Here is a 15,620-nt window from a genome sequence, read left to right on the forward strand (position 1 = left end):
GTGCTTGGTCGCTAACCGATCTACCGGAGACCTCAACCTTTATCGATCACCGCCACGCCGGGCCTACCTCACCGGCCGGAAGCCCTTACGAAACACGGGCTAGCCGCCGGTTGCGCAGCATGCCGGCCACGTTGAGGTCTTCGACCACGATCGTGCCGTACTCGCGCGAGAGGCGGGTGGTGAGTTTGTGCAGGCCGTCGCGGCGCAGGTTCGCTACCCGCGCGTGCGCCCGGGCCACCTGCCGCCGCGCCCGTTCCCACCGCCTGGATGGCTGCTGACCGGTGCGCCGGTCCGGCCCGACCCGGCGGGACATGCGCCGGGCGAGGCGGCGCATCCGCTGGGCCGCCTCGTCCAGGTGGCGGGGGTTGGGGACCATCTCGCCGGTGGACAGCACCGCCAGGTGGGTGATCCCCACATCCACCCCGATCACCGCCCGCGGGCGTGTCGGGGTGCGTTCGGCCCGCTCGATTTCGACGCAGAACGCGACATGCCACCGGCCGCCGTCACGGCGCACCGTCGCGGACAGGATCCGGGCCGTGCCCGCCTCTAGACGGCGGGCGAGTTTACGGGCGGACTCGTGCAGCTTGAGCCGGCCCAGCCGGGGCAGCACGACATGCTTGCGGTCCGGCTCCACCCGGATCGCACCCGTAGTGAACCGCACGGACGGTGTCGACCGGCGGCGGGACTTGAACCGCGGGAACCCCACCCGCGGCCCGGCCCGTTTCCCGGCCCGGGAGTCGGACCAGTTCTTCAAACCGCGCGTCAGGTTGTCCAGACCGGTGTTGAACGCCTCCTTGGAACACTCCGGCCACCACGGCGCCACATCCGACTTCGCCTGGTTCCACGCCTTGCGCAACGCGGCGAGATTCCACCCCACGGCCGGGGTCAGCAACTCCTCAGGTACACCGTAGGTCCGTTCCGCGGCGCGCTGGTCCATGATGGCCTTCACCCGCGCCAAGGCCCAGTTGTACGCCACCCGGGCCGCGCCGGCGTTGGCGAGCACGTCACGCTCCTGTGCTGGAGTCAGGTCCAGAGCGAACCGGTACGCCTGAATCGCCTTCACAACGGCGGATCCTTGGTGACAACCTCGACCGCCCGGCGCGCCCGATCCGCCCCAGCCCGACCGCCGTACAGACGCGCGCACAACGAGGTCAAGATCTCCGTGACGTCTCGAACCAGGTCATCGTCGACCTCGGCCGGGTCGACCACCAACACCTTGCGCCCCTGCGCGGCCAGCGCCGCCTCGACGTACTCGGCGCCGAAGCGGGCGAACCTGTCGCGGTGTTCCACCACGATGGTCGTGACCGCCGGGTCGCGCAGCAGCGCGAGGAACTTCTTGCCCTGCCCGTTCAGCGCGGACCCGACCTCGGTCACCACCTGCGACACCGGCAGGCTCTGCCCGGTCGCCCACGTAACGACCCGAGCGACCTGCCGGTCAAGGTCAGCCCGCTGGTCGACGGACGACACCCGGGCGTACACCACCACCCGCTCAACGCGAGCCGAGGCAGCAGGCAGCGGCTCACCCACCATGATCAGTCGGCCCAGCCGGTAAGTAGGAACAGGCAACGTCCCAGCCGCGTACTGCCGCCGCGCGGTGACATACGCGATGCCCTGAGACGCCGCCCACTCCTTCAAATTCACCCGATCACCATAGCGCGCGTAAGAACACTAGAGAACACCCAATCGCGAGCAGTTGTTAACCCCTCGGCCGGGTGGTCACCGGTCTGGACCTGCACCAGGACGGGCAGCGACTCCCCCGGCGCCGGGGTGACCGGCACCCCGACCTGGTGCGTCACCCGGGCCGGTGAGGAGGGCACGGCCCACCCGTAGGTCACCCGCCAGTCCCCGATGGCAGGGGGCGCGGCGGTCGTGGCAGCCGGGGTGGCGGCGGGCGTGATGGCCGCGGCGGTCGCGCCGGGCGCGGGCGCCGTGGTCGCGCCGTCGTGGTCGGTCGTCGTCGTGCAGGCCGCCGCGAGCAGCACGACCACGCTGGCGAGCAGTGGTACGCGCTGAGGTGTCATGACTCAGTGTGACGCCGACGGGCAGGCCACCAGCACGGCCCGATTGTGCGGTGCGGCGGCCCGTTCGGGCTGCCGCCGGATGGCGCCGAGACGGTGCCCGGCCCGGTGCCGTTGCGCTGCTCAGCCGGCGAGGTCGAGCGACTTCGCCGCTACCAGCACGAGCAGCAGCAGCGTGAGCCCCACCAGCACCGCCGTCTGCACCAGCGTCCGCCGCTTAGCCGGCGCGTACGCCAGCCCGACGGCGGCGGCGCCGCCGGCCAGGAGGCCGCCCAGGTGCCCCTCCCACGAGGTCCAGCCGGCGGAGAAGACCATCCAGATGAGGAACGGGATGATCACCCGGTTGGGGTCGATCGGGCGGTGGTGCAGCCGCCGGGTCAGCACGAAGTAGCAGCCGGCCAGCCCGTAGATCGCGCCGGAGGCGCCGACGGCGGCCTGGTGCGGGGTGACCAGGAAACCCAGGACCGACCCGCCGAGTGCGGAGAGCAGGTAGACGGCGAGGAAGCGCACCGGGCCGAGCCGCTCCTCGATGACCCGGCCGAGCACCCAGAGCCAGTACAGGTTGAACACGATGTGCAGGATGCCGAGGATGCCCTGGGTGGGCAGCAGGTGCAGGAAGGCGGAGGTGATCAGCCGGTACCACTCGCCGTGCGCGATCCCGATCAGCTGGTATCCGTCGTAGGCGCCGCCGTCGTCGACGTACCGCTGGCCGGCGTCATCGACCAGCCCGGTGCCCAGGCTGCCGAACTGGTCGAGGATCGCCGGGTGGACCAGCTCGGCCAGGTAGGCCAGCACGTTGAGCGCGATGAGCACATACGTCACCACGGTCCGGGCGGTCACCCGGCCACCGAAGACGGTGCGGGCCTGGCGGACGGTGCGGTTCTCGTCGCGTACGCACTCCGGGCAGCGGTGCCCCACCGGCGCCTCCCGCATGCAGTCCGGGCAGATGGGGCGGTCGCAGCGGGTGCAGCTCAGCAGCGTCTCCCGCTTGGGGTGCCGGTAGCAGGTGGCGGTCGCCTCCTCGCCGGAGGGCTGGCCGGTGCTGATCGTGTCCATGAGGTGGGGATCTCCCCGGGTCGTTCGTGCCGACGTGCCGACGTGCCGCAGGGCCTCCGGCCGTGGGCCGGAGGCCCTGCGGTGGACGGTCAGCGTAGCCGTCCGCGGGCCGGTTCAGTAGCGGCTGAGGTTCTGCGCGGGGCAGAGCACGATGCGGGGCATGAGGTCAGGCTTCAGCCAGGTCAGCACGCTCACCAGGTCTTCGTGCGAGAGGCTGACGCAGCCCGCGGTGGGGCCGGACGGCGTACGGCTGAACTCGTGCAGGAAGATCCCGCTGCCGGCGCCGGGCACCGGCGTGGCGACGTTCGGGGCCATGTTGTAGGTGATCACGGCGAAATGGGTGTAGGCCGGCGTCTCCTGCCAGAGCGCCTCGCTGTAGCCGCCCGGGTTGGTGGTCGTGTGCTGGAAGCTGTTGTAGGCCGGCGAATCCGGGTTCTCGTTCCACCAGTCGTTGGTCACCAACTGGTGATACGGGTAGCTGACGCCCGGGTTGGCCGCGATGCCGTACATCGTCGGGCCGATGGCGTAGACGCCGGTCGGCGTGGTGGGCACCCCCTCGACGTGGTTGTCGCTGAATCCCTTGCTGCCGATCCGGGCGGGCAGCGGCGCGGAAACCGGGGTCCAGACGCCGCGGATCCGCGCGAACGTCTCCAGGGTGGCGTAGGTGGTGGTGTAGCTGTCCCCCGTGACGATGATGACCTGCTGCGTGGTCGACGGCAGGGTGGTCAGGCGGGACGCCTTGTTTTCCGGAGGGGTCGGCCAGTGGCGTTTCACGGTGGGCACGGTGCCGCTGGTGGCCGTGGCGCCCCGGGGCCGGGCCGCTGCGGGGGTCGCGCCGGAGGCGAGTACGGGGGCCGCCACGCCGGCCGCCGCACCGATGAACAGAGATCTCCGCTTCATTCGGGTGATCATCGCACTTCGCGCGTATCCGTATGGTCCCCTGAAGCGCGACTTTTCGCACCATCTGCTGCCGCGGCATCAGCACGGGCGGAGGGCGGGGAACGCGGGGTGGGTCAGGACCGGGTCCGCAACTCCCCGGTCCTGACCCCCAGCCGTCCGGCGTGGTAGCGGATTTCGCCGTTGCGAGCACGGCGGGCGTGGCACGCCGCCCACGCCGGGCTCAGCACGGCGAGCCGGCCCGCCTGCACTCAGCTCCACGGTGCCCAACTACCGGACTTCGGTGCGCCCCCGACTCACCCCGAAGAGTCGCGAACGCGGCCTCAGGTTAGGCAGCTTCTCGCAGGTGCAACAAGCTCCCCCTCGGCCGGGAGAATGTGATTGATGCCAATGTCGAAATACGGCATGTCGGTGTAACAGGGTCAGCCGGGCTGACGCTGTTTGTCCGCGAGGCGACCATCGTGCGCCGCGACCGGCGGGACCGGGCGCAGGGCGCCGGCCGCCGCGGCTGCGGCGATCAACGCGAGCGCCGCCAGGTGCAGCCACCGCACCCCGGTCGGCGCCAGGAGGGTGGCCCCGGGCAGGCCGGGCAGCACCACCGCCCCGAGCGCGATCACCGGCAGCGCCACCGCCCAGAACAGGCCGGGCCGGGCCGGCGGCGCGGGCGGACGTACCCCGTCGAAGATCTCATGCCGGCGGGCGGCCCGCACCGCCAGGGCGAGCACGACCACCCCGCCCACTCCCGTGCTGAGCAGATCCGAGAACTGCCACCAGTAGACCCCGGTCAGCGCGTGGAAGTCCGAGATGCCCAGCAGGCGCGGCCAGCGGTCACTGTGGGTGAGTCGGTCCCAGGCGACATGGCTGAACGCGCCGATCAGCACCGAGCAGACGGTGACCTGCCAGGGATGCCGGACGCCGCCCAGCGCGGCGTGGTCGCGCCAGGCGAACAGGCGCTCGCCGGGCAGGTGCACCGCGATGCCGGCGATCACCCGGCGGACGACCCAGGTGTACGCGAGCGCGACCGGCAGGCACCACCAGAGCAGCCCGCCGAGGGTGTGCGTACGCGCGCCGAGGTCGAACCGGGTGCCGGTGAACAGGTAGGCGACGTCCGGTGCGACGGCGCCGGTGGCCAGCGCCACCCCGTCGAACCAGCGCGGTCGCCACAGCTTGAGGGGCAGCACCGGCGCCAGATGCGAGGGAAAGGTCAACGGCACAGGCGGGACGTTACCCGGCGGGTCAGAAGTGCTGGCGCAGGTCGGGGAAAGCGGCCAACCGGATCACCCCATGGTCACCCGGGTCGAGTTCGTCGTGCTCCAGCACCCAGGTGTTCTCGTTGGGGATGAAGACCGCGTTCATGCCGGCGGCCCGGGCGGGCAGGATGTCCGAGCGCGGGGAGTTGCCGATCATCCACGCGCCGGCCGGGTCGAAGCCGTGCTCGCGGGCCAGCCAGCGGTACGTGTCGGCGTTCTTCTCCGGCACGATGTGCGCGGCGCGGAAGTGGTGCAGCAGCCCGGAGGCGTCGAGCTTGCGCTGCTGCTCTTCCCGATCCCCCTTGGTGAGCAGCAGCAACTCGTGCCGGGTGGCCAGGTCGTCCAGCGTCTCCGCCACGCCGGGCATCAACTCCACCTGATGGCCGACCAGCGCCGCCGCCAGGCTCTCGATCTCGGCCCGCTCCCGATCGGTCGCCGGGCGCTCCCGCAGCTTCTCCAGGCACTCGCCCAGGCTGCGCAGGAAGACCTTGGCGCCGTAGCCGTGCGCGACGGCGTTGGCCCGTTCGATGTCGTCGAGGACGGCCCGGATCGCCACGCGGTCCAGCGTCGGGTGGTCCAGCCAGGCGAGGAAGTCGTCGATCACCCGCTCGAAGAGAATGTTGTTCTCCCAGAGCGTGTCGTCGGCGTCGAAGACGAGCACCTTGGCCTCCCGGCGCTGTCGCATCGCGTATCCCTTCCGTGCGGCGGACCGGGACACGCTACTGCGCCCCCGCCGACCACCACACCCGGGTTTCCGACGGACCGGACGGCCGGCGCCGGGGTGACCGATCGCCGACGGACGGGCGGCGGGCGCCCGACTGTGCGTACCCGGGTTGGCACGGCATGCTTCGACGATGACGACCTCTCGCGATCATCCACAAGCGACCCGAGCCCGACCGGACACCCGACGACGGCGGCGGCGGAGGGCAGCCGGCGGACTGCTCGCCGCGCTCGTCGCCGCGGGCGGCGCGCTGCCCGCGGCCCCGGCCCTCGCGGTCAACGCCAACCACGCCACCGTGGTCAGCGCGAAGCCGGCGGCCTGGACACCGCACGCGCTCGACGGCACGGTGTACCGGATCCTCCAGATCGGCAACCGGGTCTACCTGGCCGGCTCGTTCACCAAGGTGCGCAACGCGAGCACCACCGCGCAGCTGGCCCTGCCCCGGCTGGTGGCGTTCGACGCCACCACCGGCCGGATCGACACCACGTTCAAGCCGGTGGTCAACGGCACGGTGAAGGCCCTCGCCGCCTCGGCGGACGGCCGCTCGCTGTACATCGGCGGCGCGTTCACCACGGTCAACGGGGTGGCCGCGCCGCGGGTGGCCCGGATCGACGCGGCCACCGGCGCCCGCGTCGCCGGATTCGCCCCCGCCGCGCTCAACAACCAGGTCAACGACATGCGGCTGGTCGGCGACCGGCTGCTCGTGGGCGGGGCGTTCCAGACGGTGGGCGGGGTGACCCGGCGCGCCCTGGCGGCCCTGAACGCGACCACCGGCGCCGCCGACGCGTCGGTGAACCTGCGGCTGGAAGGTCCCCGGGTGACCTCCTCCGGCGCCACCGCCCCGGTCAAGATCGAGGCGCTGGACGTCTCCGCCGACGGCCGGCGGCTGGTCTTCGTGGGCAACTTCAGCTCCGTTGCCGGGCAGCCGCGGCACCAGCTCGCGGTGGCGAACCTGACCGCCGCGGGGGCCACGCTCTCCGGCTGGTCGACCGACCGGTACAAGCCGCAGTGCGCCCGGACCATGCCCACCTATCTGCGGGGGGTGGACATCTCCCCGGATGGCACCTGGTTCGTGGCGGTCACCACCGGCGCCGCGTTCCCGGGGACGCTGTGCGACACGGCGTCCCGCTTCGAGTTCGGCACGGAGACCGCCGGCAAGCAGCCGACCTGGGCGAACTACACCGGCGGGGACACCCTGCTCTCGGTGGCGATCACCGGGTCGGCGGTGTACGTCGGCGGCCACCAGCGCTGGCTGGACAACCCGCTCGGCCGGGACTCGGCCGGGCCCGGGGCGGTGTCCCGGCCGGGCATCGGGGCGATCCACCCGGTCACCGGGAAGGCGCTGCCCTGGAACCCGACGAAGGACCGGGGTGTGGGCACTGGCGAGCTGTACGCCACCGAGCGGGGGCTGTGGGTCGGCAGCGACACCACCACGGTGGCCGGCGAGTACCACGCCCGAGTGGCGTTCTTCCCGCTGCCCTGAGTCGCACTCCGGGTCGGGCCGCTCCCCCGGCCCGGCCCGGAGTGTTCAGCGGCGCAGGGTGAGGATCAGGTCGGCGACCAGGGCCGTCCACCCGGTCTGGTGCCACGCCCCGAGCCCCGCGCCGTTGTCGCCGTGGAAGTACTCGGGGAAGGCGATCAGGTCCCGCCAGTCGGGGTGGGTCTGGAAGAGCTGGCAGGCGCCGTAGATCGGCCGCCGACCCCAGCCGTCCCGGGTGAACAGCGCGATCAGCCGGGCGGAGAGGTCGTCGGCGATCTCGTCCAGGGTCCGCTTCTGCCCGGAGCGCGTCGGGTACTCCACCTGCAGGTCGTCGCCGAAGAAGGCGGCGTAGTCGCGCAGTGCGCTGACCAGCAGGAAGTTGGTCGGCATCCAGATCGGGCCGCGCCAGTTGGAGTTGCCGCCGAACAGGCCGCTGGTCGACTCGGCCGGCTCGTAACCGACGCTGAACTCCTGCCCTCCGAGGGTGACGGTGAACGGCTTGTCCAGGTGGGCGCGGGACAGCGTCCGCAGGCCGAACTCGGAGAGGAACTCGTCCGGGTCGAGCATCCGGGCGAGCAGCCGGATCATCTGCTCGGGGCCGACCATGGACAGCAGCCGCTGCTGCCGCCCGTCGGGGCCGAGCCGGCGGGCGCCGACCACGTCGGCGAACTCCGGGCGGTTGGTGAGGAACCAGCGCAGCCGGGCGCCCAACTCGGGCAGGCGGTGCAGGGTACGCGCGGTGAGCCGGGTGACCGCCGCGAGCGGCAGCAACCCCACCACCGAGCGGACCTTCAGCGGCACCTTCGTGCCGTCGGCCAGCCGCAGCACGTCGTAGAAGAAGGCGTCCTCGTCGTCCCAGAGCCCCTGCTGGTACGCCGCCGCGGCGATGTACGCGAAGTGCTCGAAGAACTTCGTCGCGGTGTCCACGTACGCCCGGTCGTGCTCGGCCAGCACGACGGCCATGTCGAGCAGGTTGAGCGCGTACATGGCCATCCAGCCAGTGCCGTCGGACTGCTCGAGGACCCCGGCCACCGGCAGCGCGGCCGACCGGTCGAACGGGCCCACGTTGTCCAACCCGAGGAAGCCGCCCTCGAAGACGTTGTTGCCGCCGGTGTCCTTGCGGTTGACCCACCAGGTGAAGTTGAGCAGCAGCTTGTGCATCACCCGGGCGAGGAACTCGTGGTCCCGGGAGCCGTCGATCTCGAAGACCTTCAACGCCGCCCAGGCGTGCACCGGCGGGTTCACGTCGCCGAACGCCCACTCGTACGCCGGGATCTGCCCGTTGGGGTGCAGGTACCACTCGCGCAGCAGGAGCAGCAGCTGATCCTTGGCGAAGCCCGGGTCGACCCGGGCGATGGTGACGCAGTGGAAGGCCAGGTCCCAGGCCGCGTACCAGGGGTACTCCCAGGGGTCGGGCATGGAGATCACGTCGAAGCTGTTCATGTGCCACCAGGCGCTGTTGCGCCCGTGCCGGCGGCCGGCCGGGGGCGGCGTGGAGCCCGGGTCGCCCTCCAGCCACCGCTGCACGTCGAAGTGGTAGAACTGCTTGCCCCACATCAGCCCCGCGATGGCCTGCCGGGCCACCAGGGCCTCGTCGGCGGTGGCCGCGGCGGGGATCACCCCGGCGAAGAAACGGTTGGCCTCGGCGCGCCGGGCCCACAGCACGCGGTCGAAGTCGTCCCCGAGATCCGCCGGGGCCGGCGACGCGCTCGCCGGCGGCGGGGCGGTCCGGGTCAGCCGCAGCCGGATCTGCCGCTGCCCACCGGCCGGCACGTCGAGCACGTAGTGCAGGGCGCCCTTGGTGCCCTCCCCGTCCGGGTTGACGGTGGCCGCGCCGGCCACCACGTGGTCGTTGATCCCGTCCTTCGGGTACGGCGACCGCCCGGGCAGCCCCCAGAGCCGCTCGGCGTTGGTGTCGTTGTCGCACAGCAGCGGGACGGGTGTGCCGTCGCCCTCCAGCCGCAGCTGCCCGAGCACCCAGTGCTCCCCGACCAGCCGGGAGCCCTCGCCGACCAGCTTCGGCACCCGGTCGCCGCCGGGAAGCCCCCACGCCCAGGTGTTGCGGAACCACAGGGTGGGCAGCACGTGCAGGGTCTCGTCCCGGTCCCCCCGGTTGGCGACCGTGATCAGGATGCACAGGTCCGTCGGGGACGCCTTGGCGTAGTCGACGGTCACCGTCCAGTACCGGTCGTCGTCGAAGATCCCGGTGTCCACGAGCTCGTACTCGGTGTCGTCCCGGCCGCGCAGCGCGTTCACCGCGACCAGTTCGTCGTATGGGAAGGCGGCCTGCGGATAGTGGTAGCGCCAGCGCATCCAGGAGTGGGTCGGGGTGGAGTCCTCGTACCACCAGTACTCCTTGACGTCCTCCCCGTGGTTGCCGCCGTCGCCGCCCAGGCCGAACATCCGCTCCTTGAGGATCGGGTCCCGCCCGTTCCAGAGCGCCAGGGCGAAGCAGAACGTCTGCCGGTCGTCGCAGACGCCCGCCATCCCGTCCTCGTTCCAGCGGTAGGCTCGGGAGCGCGCGTGATCGTGGGGAAAGTAGTCCCACGCCGTGCCGTGTTCGCTGTAGTCCTCCCGAACCGTCCCCCACGCCCGCTCGGACAGATAGGGACCCCATGCGCGCCAGTCCTGCGCCCCGGCGTCGGCCTGGGCGAGCCGGTGCCGCTCGGGGTCGGGGGTCTCGGAGGTCGGGCCGTCAGTGATCACCTGCACATCTTCGACGCCGCCGGGGTACATCTCCACAGCGGCCATTGTCGTCGTGGCGCGTAGCACCTCGCCGCCGGTGGAGGAAAGTTGATCGACATTCGTGTTGGCCCGCAAGTCTGCGGGGAGCTGTCCGCCTCCTCGACCCGGGAGTGGCTGGTCACCGACGGCCGGGGCGGCTACGCCATGGGCACGGTCAGCGGGCTGCGCACCCGCCGCTACCACGGGCTGCTGGTGGTGGCCGGGGAAACCCCCGCCACCCGGAAGGTGGGACTCGTCAGCCTGGACCCGGCGGTGACCCTGCCCTCCGGGCAGCGGGTCCGGTTCGGCACGCACGAGTGGTCCTCCGGGGTGCTCGACCCGCGCGGGCACGAGCTGCTGGAACGCTTCGACCTGGTCGACGGGGTGCCGCGCTGGCGGTGGCGGATCGGGGACGTGGTGATCGAGCGGGAGATCGCCATGGCGTACGGCCGGCCCTGCGTGGCGGTGGTGCACCGGCTGATCTCCGGCGGCCCCGTGCGGCTGGACCTGGCCGCGGCCTGCACCTGGCGGGACGCCCACGGAGAGCGCCGCGCCGACGGGCCGGCCCCGCGGCTGGAGCCGGTGGCCGGCGGGGCGGTGATCGAGGGCGCGTTCCGGCTGACCGGGCCGGACTGGGCGCCCGAAGGGCAGTGGTGGCTGGGCGTGCACCACCGGGAGGAGGCGGCGCGCGGCCTCAACCCGGACGAGGACCTCTGGCACGCGGGCGGCTTCTCCGGCGCGCTGGACACCCCCGGCGACACGGTCCCGGTGCTGGCCTGGGCAGACGACCTGGCCGATCACCCGCCGCCGGCGACCACGCTGGTCGAGGCGGCCCGGCGGCGTAACCGGGCGGTGGTGGCCGCGGCGAAACCGGACGACCCGGTGACGGCCACCCTGGCCCTGGCGGCCGACGCGTTCGTGATCCGCACCGGCACCGGGCCGGACGTGGTGGCCGGCTACCCCTGGTTCGGCGCCTGGTCCCGGGACACCATGACCGCCTACGAAGGGCTGTTCCTGACCACCAACCGGGCCGACGAGGGGCGGGACCTGCTGCGGGCGTACGCCGCGACGCTGTCGCAGGGGATGCTGGCGAACACCGCCGACACCGGGCGGGTGGAGTACAACACGGTCGACGCCACGCTGTGGTTCCTGCATGCGGTGACCCGGCATGTCACCGTCACCGGCGACACCGACCTGGGCGACGAGCTGCTGCCCGCGCTGCATGCCGTCGTGGAGGCGCACCTGGCCGGCACCCGCTACGGCATCCGGGTCGACCCGGCGGACGGGCTGATCACCCAGGGCGGCACCCCGGGCACCGCGCTGACCTGGATGGACGCCCGGGTCTACGGAGTGCCCGTGACGCCGCGTACCGGCAAACCGGTGGAGGTCAACGCGCTCTGGGTCAACGGGCTGGCCGGGCTCGCCGAGCTGACCGAGCTGGTACGGCGGGACGCCAGCGCGCTGTGGGGCCTGCACACGAGGGCGTCGGCCGCGTTCCGGGCCCGGTTCCCGACACCGGTGGGCTGGCTGCACGACGTGGTGGACGCGCCCGCCCCGGCGTACCCCCTCGGCGAGGCGCCACACCACGACGACGACCTGCTCCGCCCCAACCAGCTACTCGCCTGGTCGCTGCCGTACGCCCCCCTCGAACCGGACCCGGCGACGCTGCGCCGGGTCGCCGAGGCGCTGCTCACCCCGCTCGGCCCGCGCAGCCTCGCCCCCGACTCACCCAGCTACCTGGGCCGGCACCGGGGCGGGCCGGCGGAGCGGGACGCCGCCTACCACCAGGGGACCGTCTGGCCGTGGCTGATCGGACCGTTCGCCGACGCATACCGCCGGGCGGGGCTACCCACCGACGACCTGTTCACGGGCCTGGAGGGCCATCTGACGGAGTTCGGCCTCGGCTCGGTGAGCGAAACGGCCGACGCCGACCCGCCGCACGCCGCCACCGGCTGCCCGTTCCAGGCGTGGTCGGTCGCCGAGCTGCTGCGCGTGCGCCGGGCCCGCTGACCACGCGTTACATCTCGGCAATCAGCGCGTCTCCGCTGGTTATCGACGGCTCGGCAGGATGAGCTGCGACCCCGGACGCGGACGACGGCCCCCGGTGCGGTGGGCGACCGTGCGCGATGCGGGAGACACAACTCAAAGGGGGCCGCATGTCCGCTGACGCCGACGTGATCGACATCCAGCCCGCCCGGCACCTGCGGGTGCTGATGCTCTCCTGGGAGTACCCGCCCGTGCTGGTCGGTGGCCTCGGCCGCCACGTGCACGCCCTCTCCGTCGCCCTGGCCGCCGCCGGCCACGAGGTCACCGTCGTCACCCGCCACGCCGAAGGCGCACCCCTGGAGGAGTACGCCGACGGCGTACGGATCCTGCGCGCCGCCGAGGACCCCGTCCGGTTCCCCCTCGCCACCAACTCCCTGCTGGCCTGGACCATGGCGTTCAACCACACCCTCACCCGGACCGCCCTGCGCGCCACCGAATCCGGCGGATACGACGTCATCCACGCCCACGACTGGCTCGTCGCACACACCGCGATGACCCTGGCCGAGCACCTCGACCTACCCCTGGTCACCACCATCCACGCCACCGAGGCCGGCCGGCACCAGGGCTGGCTGCCCGAGGAGATGAACCGCACCATCCACGGCGTCGAGCACTGGCTGAGCAACGCCTCGACCCGGGTGATCGCCTGCTCCGGCTACATGCGCGACCAGGTGACCCGGCTGTTCGACGTGCCGGCCCGGTCGATCGACGTGGTGCCCAACGGGGTCGACGACCGCGCCTGGCGGGCCCGGCCCCGCGCGGTCGCCACCGCCCGGGCCCGCTTCGCCGGGGACGGCCCCCTGGTCGGGTACGCGGGCCGGCTGGTCTACGAGAAGGGCGTGCAGCACCTGGTGCACGCGGTGCCGTACCTGCGGGACCGGCACCCTGGACTGCGCGTGGTGATCGCCGGCGACGGCCCGTACCGGGAGGAACTGGTCGACCAGACGCGGCGGCTGCACCTCGGCGAGACCGTCCGGTTCGCCGGCTTCCTGGATACCACCCAACTGCCGGCGGTGCTCGCCGCCACCGACGCGACCGTCGTGCCCAGCCTCTACGAGCCGTTCGGCATGGTGGCACTGGAGGCGGCCGCCGCCGGAGCGCCGCTCGCGGTGGCCCGCACCGGCGGGCTGGCCGAGATCGTCGAGCCCGGCGTCACCGGCGTGACCTTCCCGCACAGCGACCCGGACGCCCTGGCCGGCGCGGTCGACCGGCTCCTCGGCGACGAGGTCTTCGCCCGCCGGGTGGCCCACCGCGCCCGCACCATGGTCACCGAACGGTACGGCTGGGCCACCGTCGCCGCCCGAACCGCCGGCAGCTACGCCGCCGCCCGTCGAGAGCACGACGCGTTCCAGGCCCACCGGGCGGCCATGACGCTGGCGGACGGCCGACCCGCCATCACCATCCCGGACGGCAATCTGCTGGCCGAGGCCGCGAGCTGACCCGCGTCGCATCGCCGACAGATCCGCCCGGCCCACCAGGACATACTTCCTGGTGATCCGGCCGGTCCGCCGGACCGGTCCCGGCCCCCTCCCCTGTGGACCGTCCGGGTGATGCCCCTCCACCCGACAACTTGATTACAGTGGCGTAGTTTTGTCGATCAAGATCTCTGGGGAAGGGCGAGCCGACATGATGGGACCGTCCCACGCGTTGTCCGGCGCGGCGGTGTGGCTGACCGGCTCCTGGGCGCTGGACCAGTTCGCCGACTACCACCAGACACCGCTGGCGCTGGCGGTGGGCACGGCGGTCTGCGCGGGCGGGGCGCTGTTCCCCGACCTCGATCTGTCCGGCAAGGTGACCCGCAACCAGGGCGGCGCCACCGTAGCCCGCACCTTCGGCGTGGTCAGCCTCTTCCTCGCCGAGGTGATGGAGAAGATCTCGCTGGGCGTCTACTACGCCACGAAGCTCAGCAAGGATCCGAAGCGCAACAACGGGCACCGGACGTTGACCCACACCATCCCGTTCACCCTGCTGGTCGGCTGGGGCACCACCGCGCTCTGCGCCCACTACGGCAAATGGGCCGTGGTCAGCATCCTGTTCTTCATGATCGGGCTGGCGCTGCGCGGGCTCTTCGACGAGTGGGCCGAGCGGGCCGGCTGGGTGATCGTCACCCTCGCGTCGGCCGGGGCCGCCTGGTTCACCTTCGCCAACCTGCCCGGCGACCGGGGCTATCCGCTCATCGGCACGGCCGTCGGCGTGGGCTGCTTCGTGCACATCCTCGGCGACATGATCACCCGAGCCGGGGTGCCGATCCTCTGGCCGATCCCGATCAAGCGGCGGATGTGGACGATGATCGGCCTGCCCAACAGCATCGCACTGCGCACCGGGAGCAAGGCCGAGACCATCGTGCTGCGCGCGGCGATGACCGTCCTCGCGGTGCTCGCCGCGGTCGGGCTGGTCGCGCCGTCGGTGCTGCAACGGTTCAACATCGAGGTGTGACCTCCACGGACGAGCCGGCCGCCACGCCGGCAGCAGCGGCCGGGCCGACGGACGACGCCCGACCGCCAGCCGAGGACGCGGCGGTGCCCGGATTCTGGCAGCGGCTGGGGCTGCCGGGGCTCGCCGACGTGCACACCCACTTCCTGCCGCCCCGGCTGCTGCGCAAGGTGTGGGCGTACTTCGACGCGGCGGGCCCGCTGGTCGGCACCGAGTGGCCGATCCGCTACCGGTGGGACGACGCCGAGCGGGTGGCGCACCTGCGCCGGCTCGGCGTCCGGACGTTCACCGCGCTGGCGTACCCGCACCGGCCCGGGATGGCGGAATCGCTGAACCGGTGGACGCTGGACTTCGCCGCGCGTACCCCCGGTTGCCTTCCCTCGGCCACGTTCTTCCCGGAACCCGGGGCGGTCCGCTACGTCGCGGAGGCGCTGCACGCGGGCGCGCGGGTGTTCAAGGTGCACGTGCAGGTGGGCGCGTTCCTGCCCACCGACCCGGCCCTCGATGCCGTATGGGGGCTGCTGGCCGACGCCGGCGTGCCGGTGGTGGTGCACGCCGGGCACGCACCGGTCGGCACCGCGCACACCGGACCGGAGCCGTTCGCCGCGGTGCTCGCCCGGCACCCCCGGCTGGCCGCGGTCGTGGCGCACCTCGGCGCGCCCGACTACACCGCGTTCCTCGACCTGGCCGCCGCCTACGAGCGGGTCCGGCTGGACACCACCATGGTGTTCACCTCGTTCTTCGACCGGCTCGAACCGTTCCCGCCGGCGGAACTGCCCCGGCTGCGGGAGCTGGGGCTGGCCGGCAAGGTGCTGCTGGGCAGCGACTTCCCGAACATTCCGTACCCGTACGCGGAGCAGCTCGACGGGCTGGCCCGGCTGGACCTCGGCGACGACTGGCTGCGGGCGGTCTGCTGGGGCAACGCCGCCGCGCTGTTCGACCTTTGAGGCCCGACCGGGCTTGCGGTGGGGCGCCGCCATCTGATCTCCCCCGTGGCG

General features: G+C 72.5%; 13 protein-coding genes. 5 read left to right on the forward strand and 8 right to left on the reverse strand.

All coding sequences use genetic code 11. The annotated features are described in order from the left end of the window. Positions 1-85: 85 nt before the first annotated feature. The 7 genes from tnpB to FXF52_RS27750 form a co-directional block, all read right to left on the reverse strand. Complete coding sequence (gene tnpB, locus FXF52_RS27720; protein ID WP_187413735.1) at positions 86-1,063, reverse strand: IS607 family element RNA-guided endonuclease TnpB; 978 nt, start codon at positions 1,061-1,063, stop codon at positions 86-88. Next, positions 1,060-1,641 carry an IS607 family transposase gene (locus FXF52_RS27725; protein WP_148801278.1) on the reverse strand — a complete coding sequence of 194 codons (582 nt, stop codon included), beginning with the start codon at positions 1,639-1,641 and terminating at the stop codon, positions 1,060-1,062. Before FXF52_RS27725 ends, tnpB begins: the two co-directional genes overlap by 4 nt. Next, the gene (locus FXF52_RS41870) at positions 1,638-2,021 is read right to left on the reverse strand and encodes a hypothetical protein (RefSeq protein ID WP_187413736.1); all 384 of its coding nucleotides are present in this window, start codon (positions 2,019-2,021) and stop codon (positions 1,638-1,640) included. The genes FXF52_RS27725 and FXF52_RS41870 overlap by 4 nt, the downstream gene beginning before the upstream one ends. A gap of 120 nt (positions 2,022-2,141) precedes the next feature. Beyond that, a complete protein-coding gene (locus FXF52_RS27735) occupies positions 2,142-3,074 on the reverse strand; it encodes a rhomboid family intramembrane serine protease (RefSeq protein ID WP_148801279.1) in 933 nt (310 codons plus the stop codon). A 114-nt stretch (positions 3,075-3,188) separates the two neighbouring features. After that, a complete protein-coding gene (locus FXF52_RS27740; protein ID WP_148801280.1) occupies positions 3,189-3,974 on the reverse strand; it encodes a L,D-transpeptidase in 786 nt (261 codons plus the stop codon). 419 nt (positions 3,975-4,393) lie between these two features. Next, positions 4,394-5,185: a DUF4184 family protein gene (locus FXF52_RS27745; RefSeq protein WP_148801281.1), complete on the reverse strand. Its 792-nt coding sequence runs from the start codon at positions 5,183-5,185 to the stop codon at positions 4,394-4,396. 22 nt (positions 5,186-5,207) lie between these two features. Then, on the reverse strand, positions 5,208-5,906 hold the full coding sequence (locus tag FXF52_RS27750; protein WP_148801282.1) for an HAD family hydrolase: 699 nt from the start codon (positions 5,904-5,906) through the stop codon (positions 5,208-5,210). Between the two features lie 169 nt (positions 5,907-6,075). Between FXF52_RS27750 and FXF52_RS27755 the strand changes: the two genes are divergently transcribed. After that, complete coding sequence (locus FXF52_RS27755; protein WP_148801283.1) at positions 6,076-7,425, forward strand: hypothetical protein; 1,350 nt, start codon at positions 6,076-6,078, stop codon at positions 7,423-7,425. Between the two features lie 45 nt (positions 7,426-7,470). On the opposite strand, the gene FXF52_RS27760 is transcribed toward FXF52_RS27755, so the two are convergent. Beyond that, complete coding sequence (locus FXF52_RS27760) at positions 7,471-10,173, reverse strand: glucosidase (protein WP_148801284.1); 2,703 nt, start codon at positions 10,171-10,173, stop codon at positions 7,471-7,473. 42 nt (positions 10,174-10,215) lie between these two features. On the opposite strand from FXF52_RS27760, the gene FXF52_RS27765 reads away from it, so the two are divergent. The 4 genes from FXF52_RS27765 (at position 10,216) to FXF52_RS27780 (ending at position 15,569) form a co-directional block, all read left to right on the forward strand. Beyond that, positions 10,216-12,156 carry an amylo-alpha-1,6-glucosidase gene (locus FXF52_RS27765; protein ID WP_148801285.1) on the forward strand — a complete coding sequence of 647 codons (1,941 nt, stop codon included), beginning with the start codon at positions 10,216-10,218 and terminating at the stop codon, positions 12,154-12,156. A gap of 146 nt (positions 12,157-12,302) precedes the next feature. Then, positions 12,303-13,628 carry a glycosyltransferase family 4 protein gene (locus FXF52_RS27770; protein ID WP_148801286.1) on the forward strand — a complete coding sequence of 442 codons (1,326 nt, stop codon included), beginning with the start codon at positions 12,303-12,305 and terminating at the stop codon, positions 13,626-13,628. A 187-nt stretch (positions 13,629-13,815) separates the two neighbouring features. Beyond that, positions 13,816-14,625 (forward strand): metal-dependent hydrolase, encoded by an 810-nt coding sequence (locus FXF52_RS27775; protein ID WP_148801287.1) that lies wholly within the window; start codon positions 13,816-13,818, stop codon positions 14,623-14,625. Positions 14,626-14,708: 83 nt separating this feature from the next. Further along, the gene (locus FXF52_RS27780; RefSeq protein ID WP_255472412.1) at positions 14,709-15,569 is read left to right on the forward strand and encodes an amidohydrolase family protein; all 861 of its coding nucleotides are present in this window, start codon (positions 14,709-14,711) and stop codon (positions 15,567-15,569) included. Positions 15,570-15,620 lie beyond the last annotated feature (51 nt).

This window comes from Micromonospora sp. MP36 (genome assembly GCF_008119785.1).
In the GTDB taxonomy this organism is placed as follows: domain Bacteria; phylum Actinomycetota; class Actinomycetes; order Mycobacteriales; family Micromonosporaceae; genus Micromonospora.

What these genes read in the sequence shown, in the direction of transcription:
- FXF52_RS27770 (WP_148801286.1), top strand. Translation starts at nt 12,303, where the DNA reads ATGTCCGCTGACGCCGACGTGATCGACATCCAGCCCGCCCGGCACCTG.
- FXF52_RS27740 (WP_148801280.1), bottom strand. Translation starts at nt 3,974, where the DNA reads ATGAAGCGGAGATCTCTGTTCATCGGTGCGGCGGCCGGCGTGGCGGCC.
- FXF52_RS27755 (WP_148801283.1), top strand. Translation starts at nt 6,076, where the DNA reads ATGACGACCTCTCGCGATCATCCACAAGCGACCCGAGCCCGACCGGAC.
- FXF52_RS27750 (WP_148801282.1), bottom strand. Translation starts at nt 5,906, where the DNA reads ATGCGACAGCGCCGGGAGGCCAAGGTGCTCGTCTTCGACGCCGACGAC.
- FXF52_RS27735 (WP_148801279.1), bottom strand. Translation starts at nt 3,074, where the DNA reads ATGGACACGATCAGCACCGGCCAGCCCTCCGGCGAGGAGGCGACCGCC.
- FXF52_RS41870 (WP_187413736.1), bottom strand. Translation starts at nt 2,021, where the DNA reads ATGACACCTCAGCGCGTACCACTGCTCGCCAGCGTGGTCGTGCTGCTC.
- FXF52_RS27775 (WP_148801287.1), top strand. Translation starts at nt 13,816, where the DNA reads ATGATGGGACCGTCCCACGCGTTGTCCGGCGCGGCGGTGTGGCTGACC.
- FXF52_RS27760 (WP_148801284.1), bottom strand. Translation starts at nt 10,173, where the DNA reads ATGGCCGCTGTGGAGATGTACCCCGGCGGCGTCGAAGATGTGCAGGTG.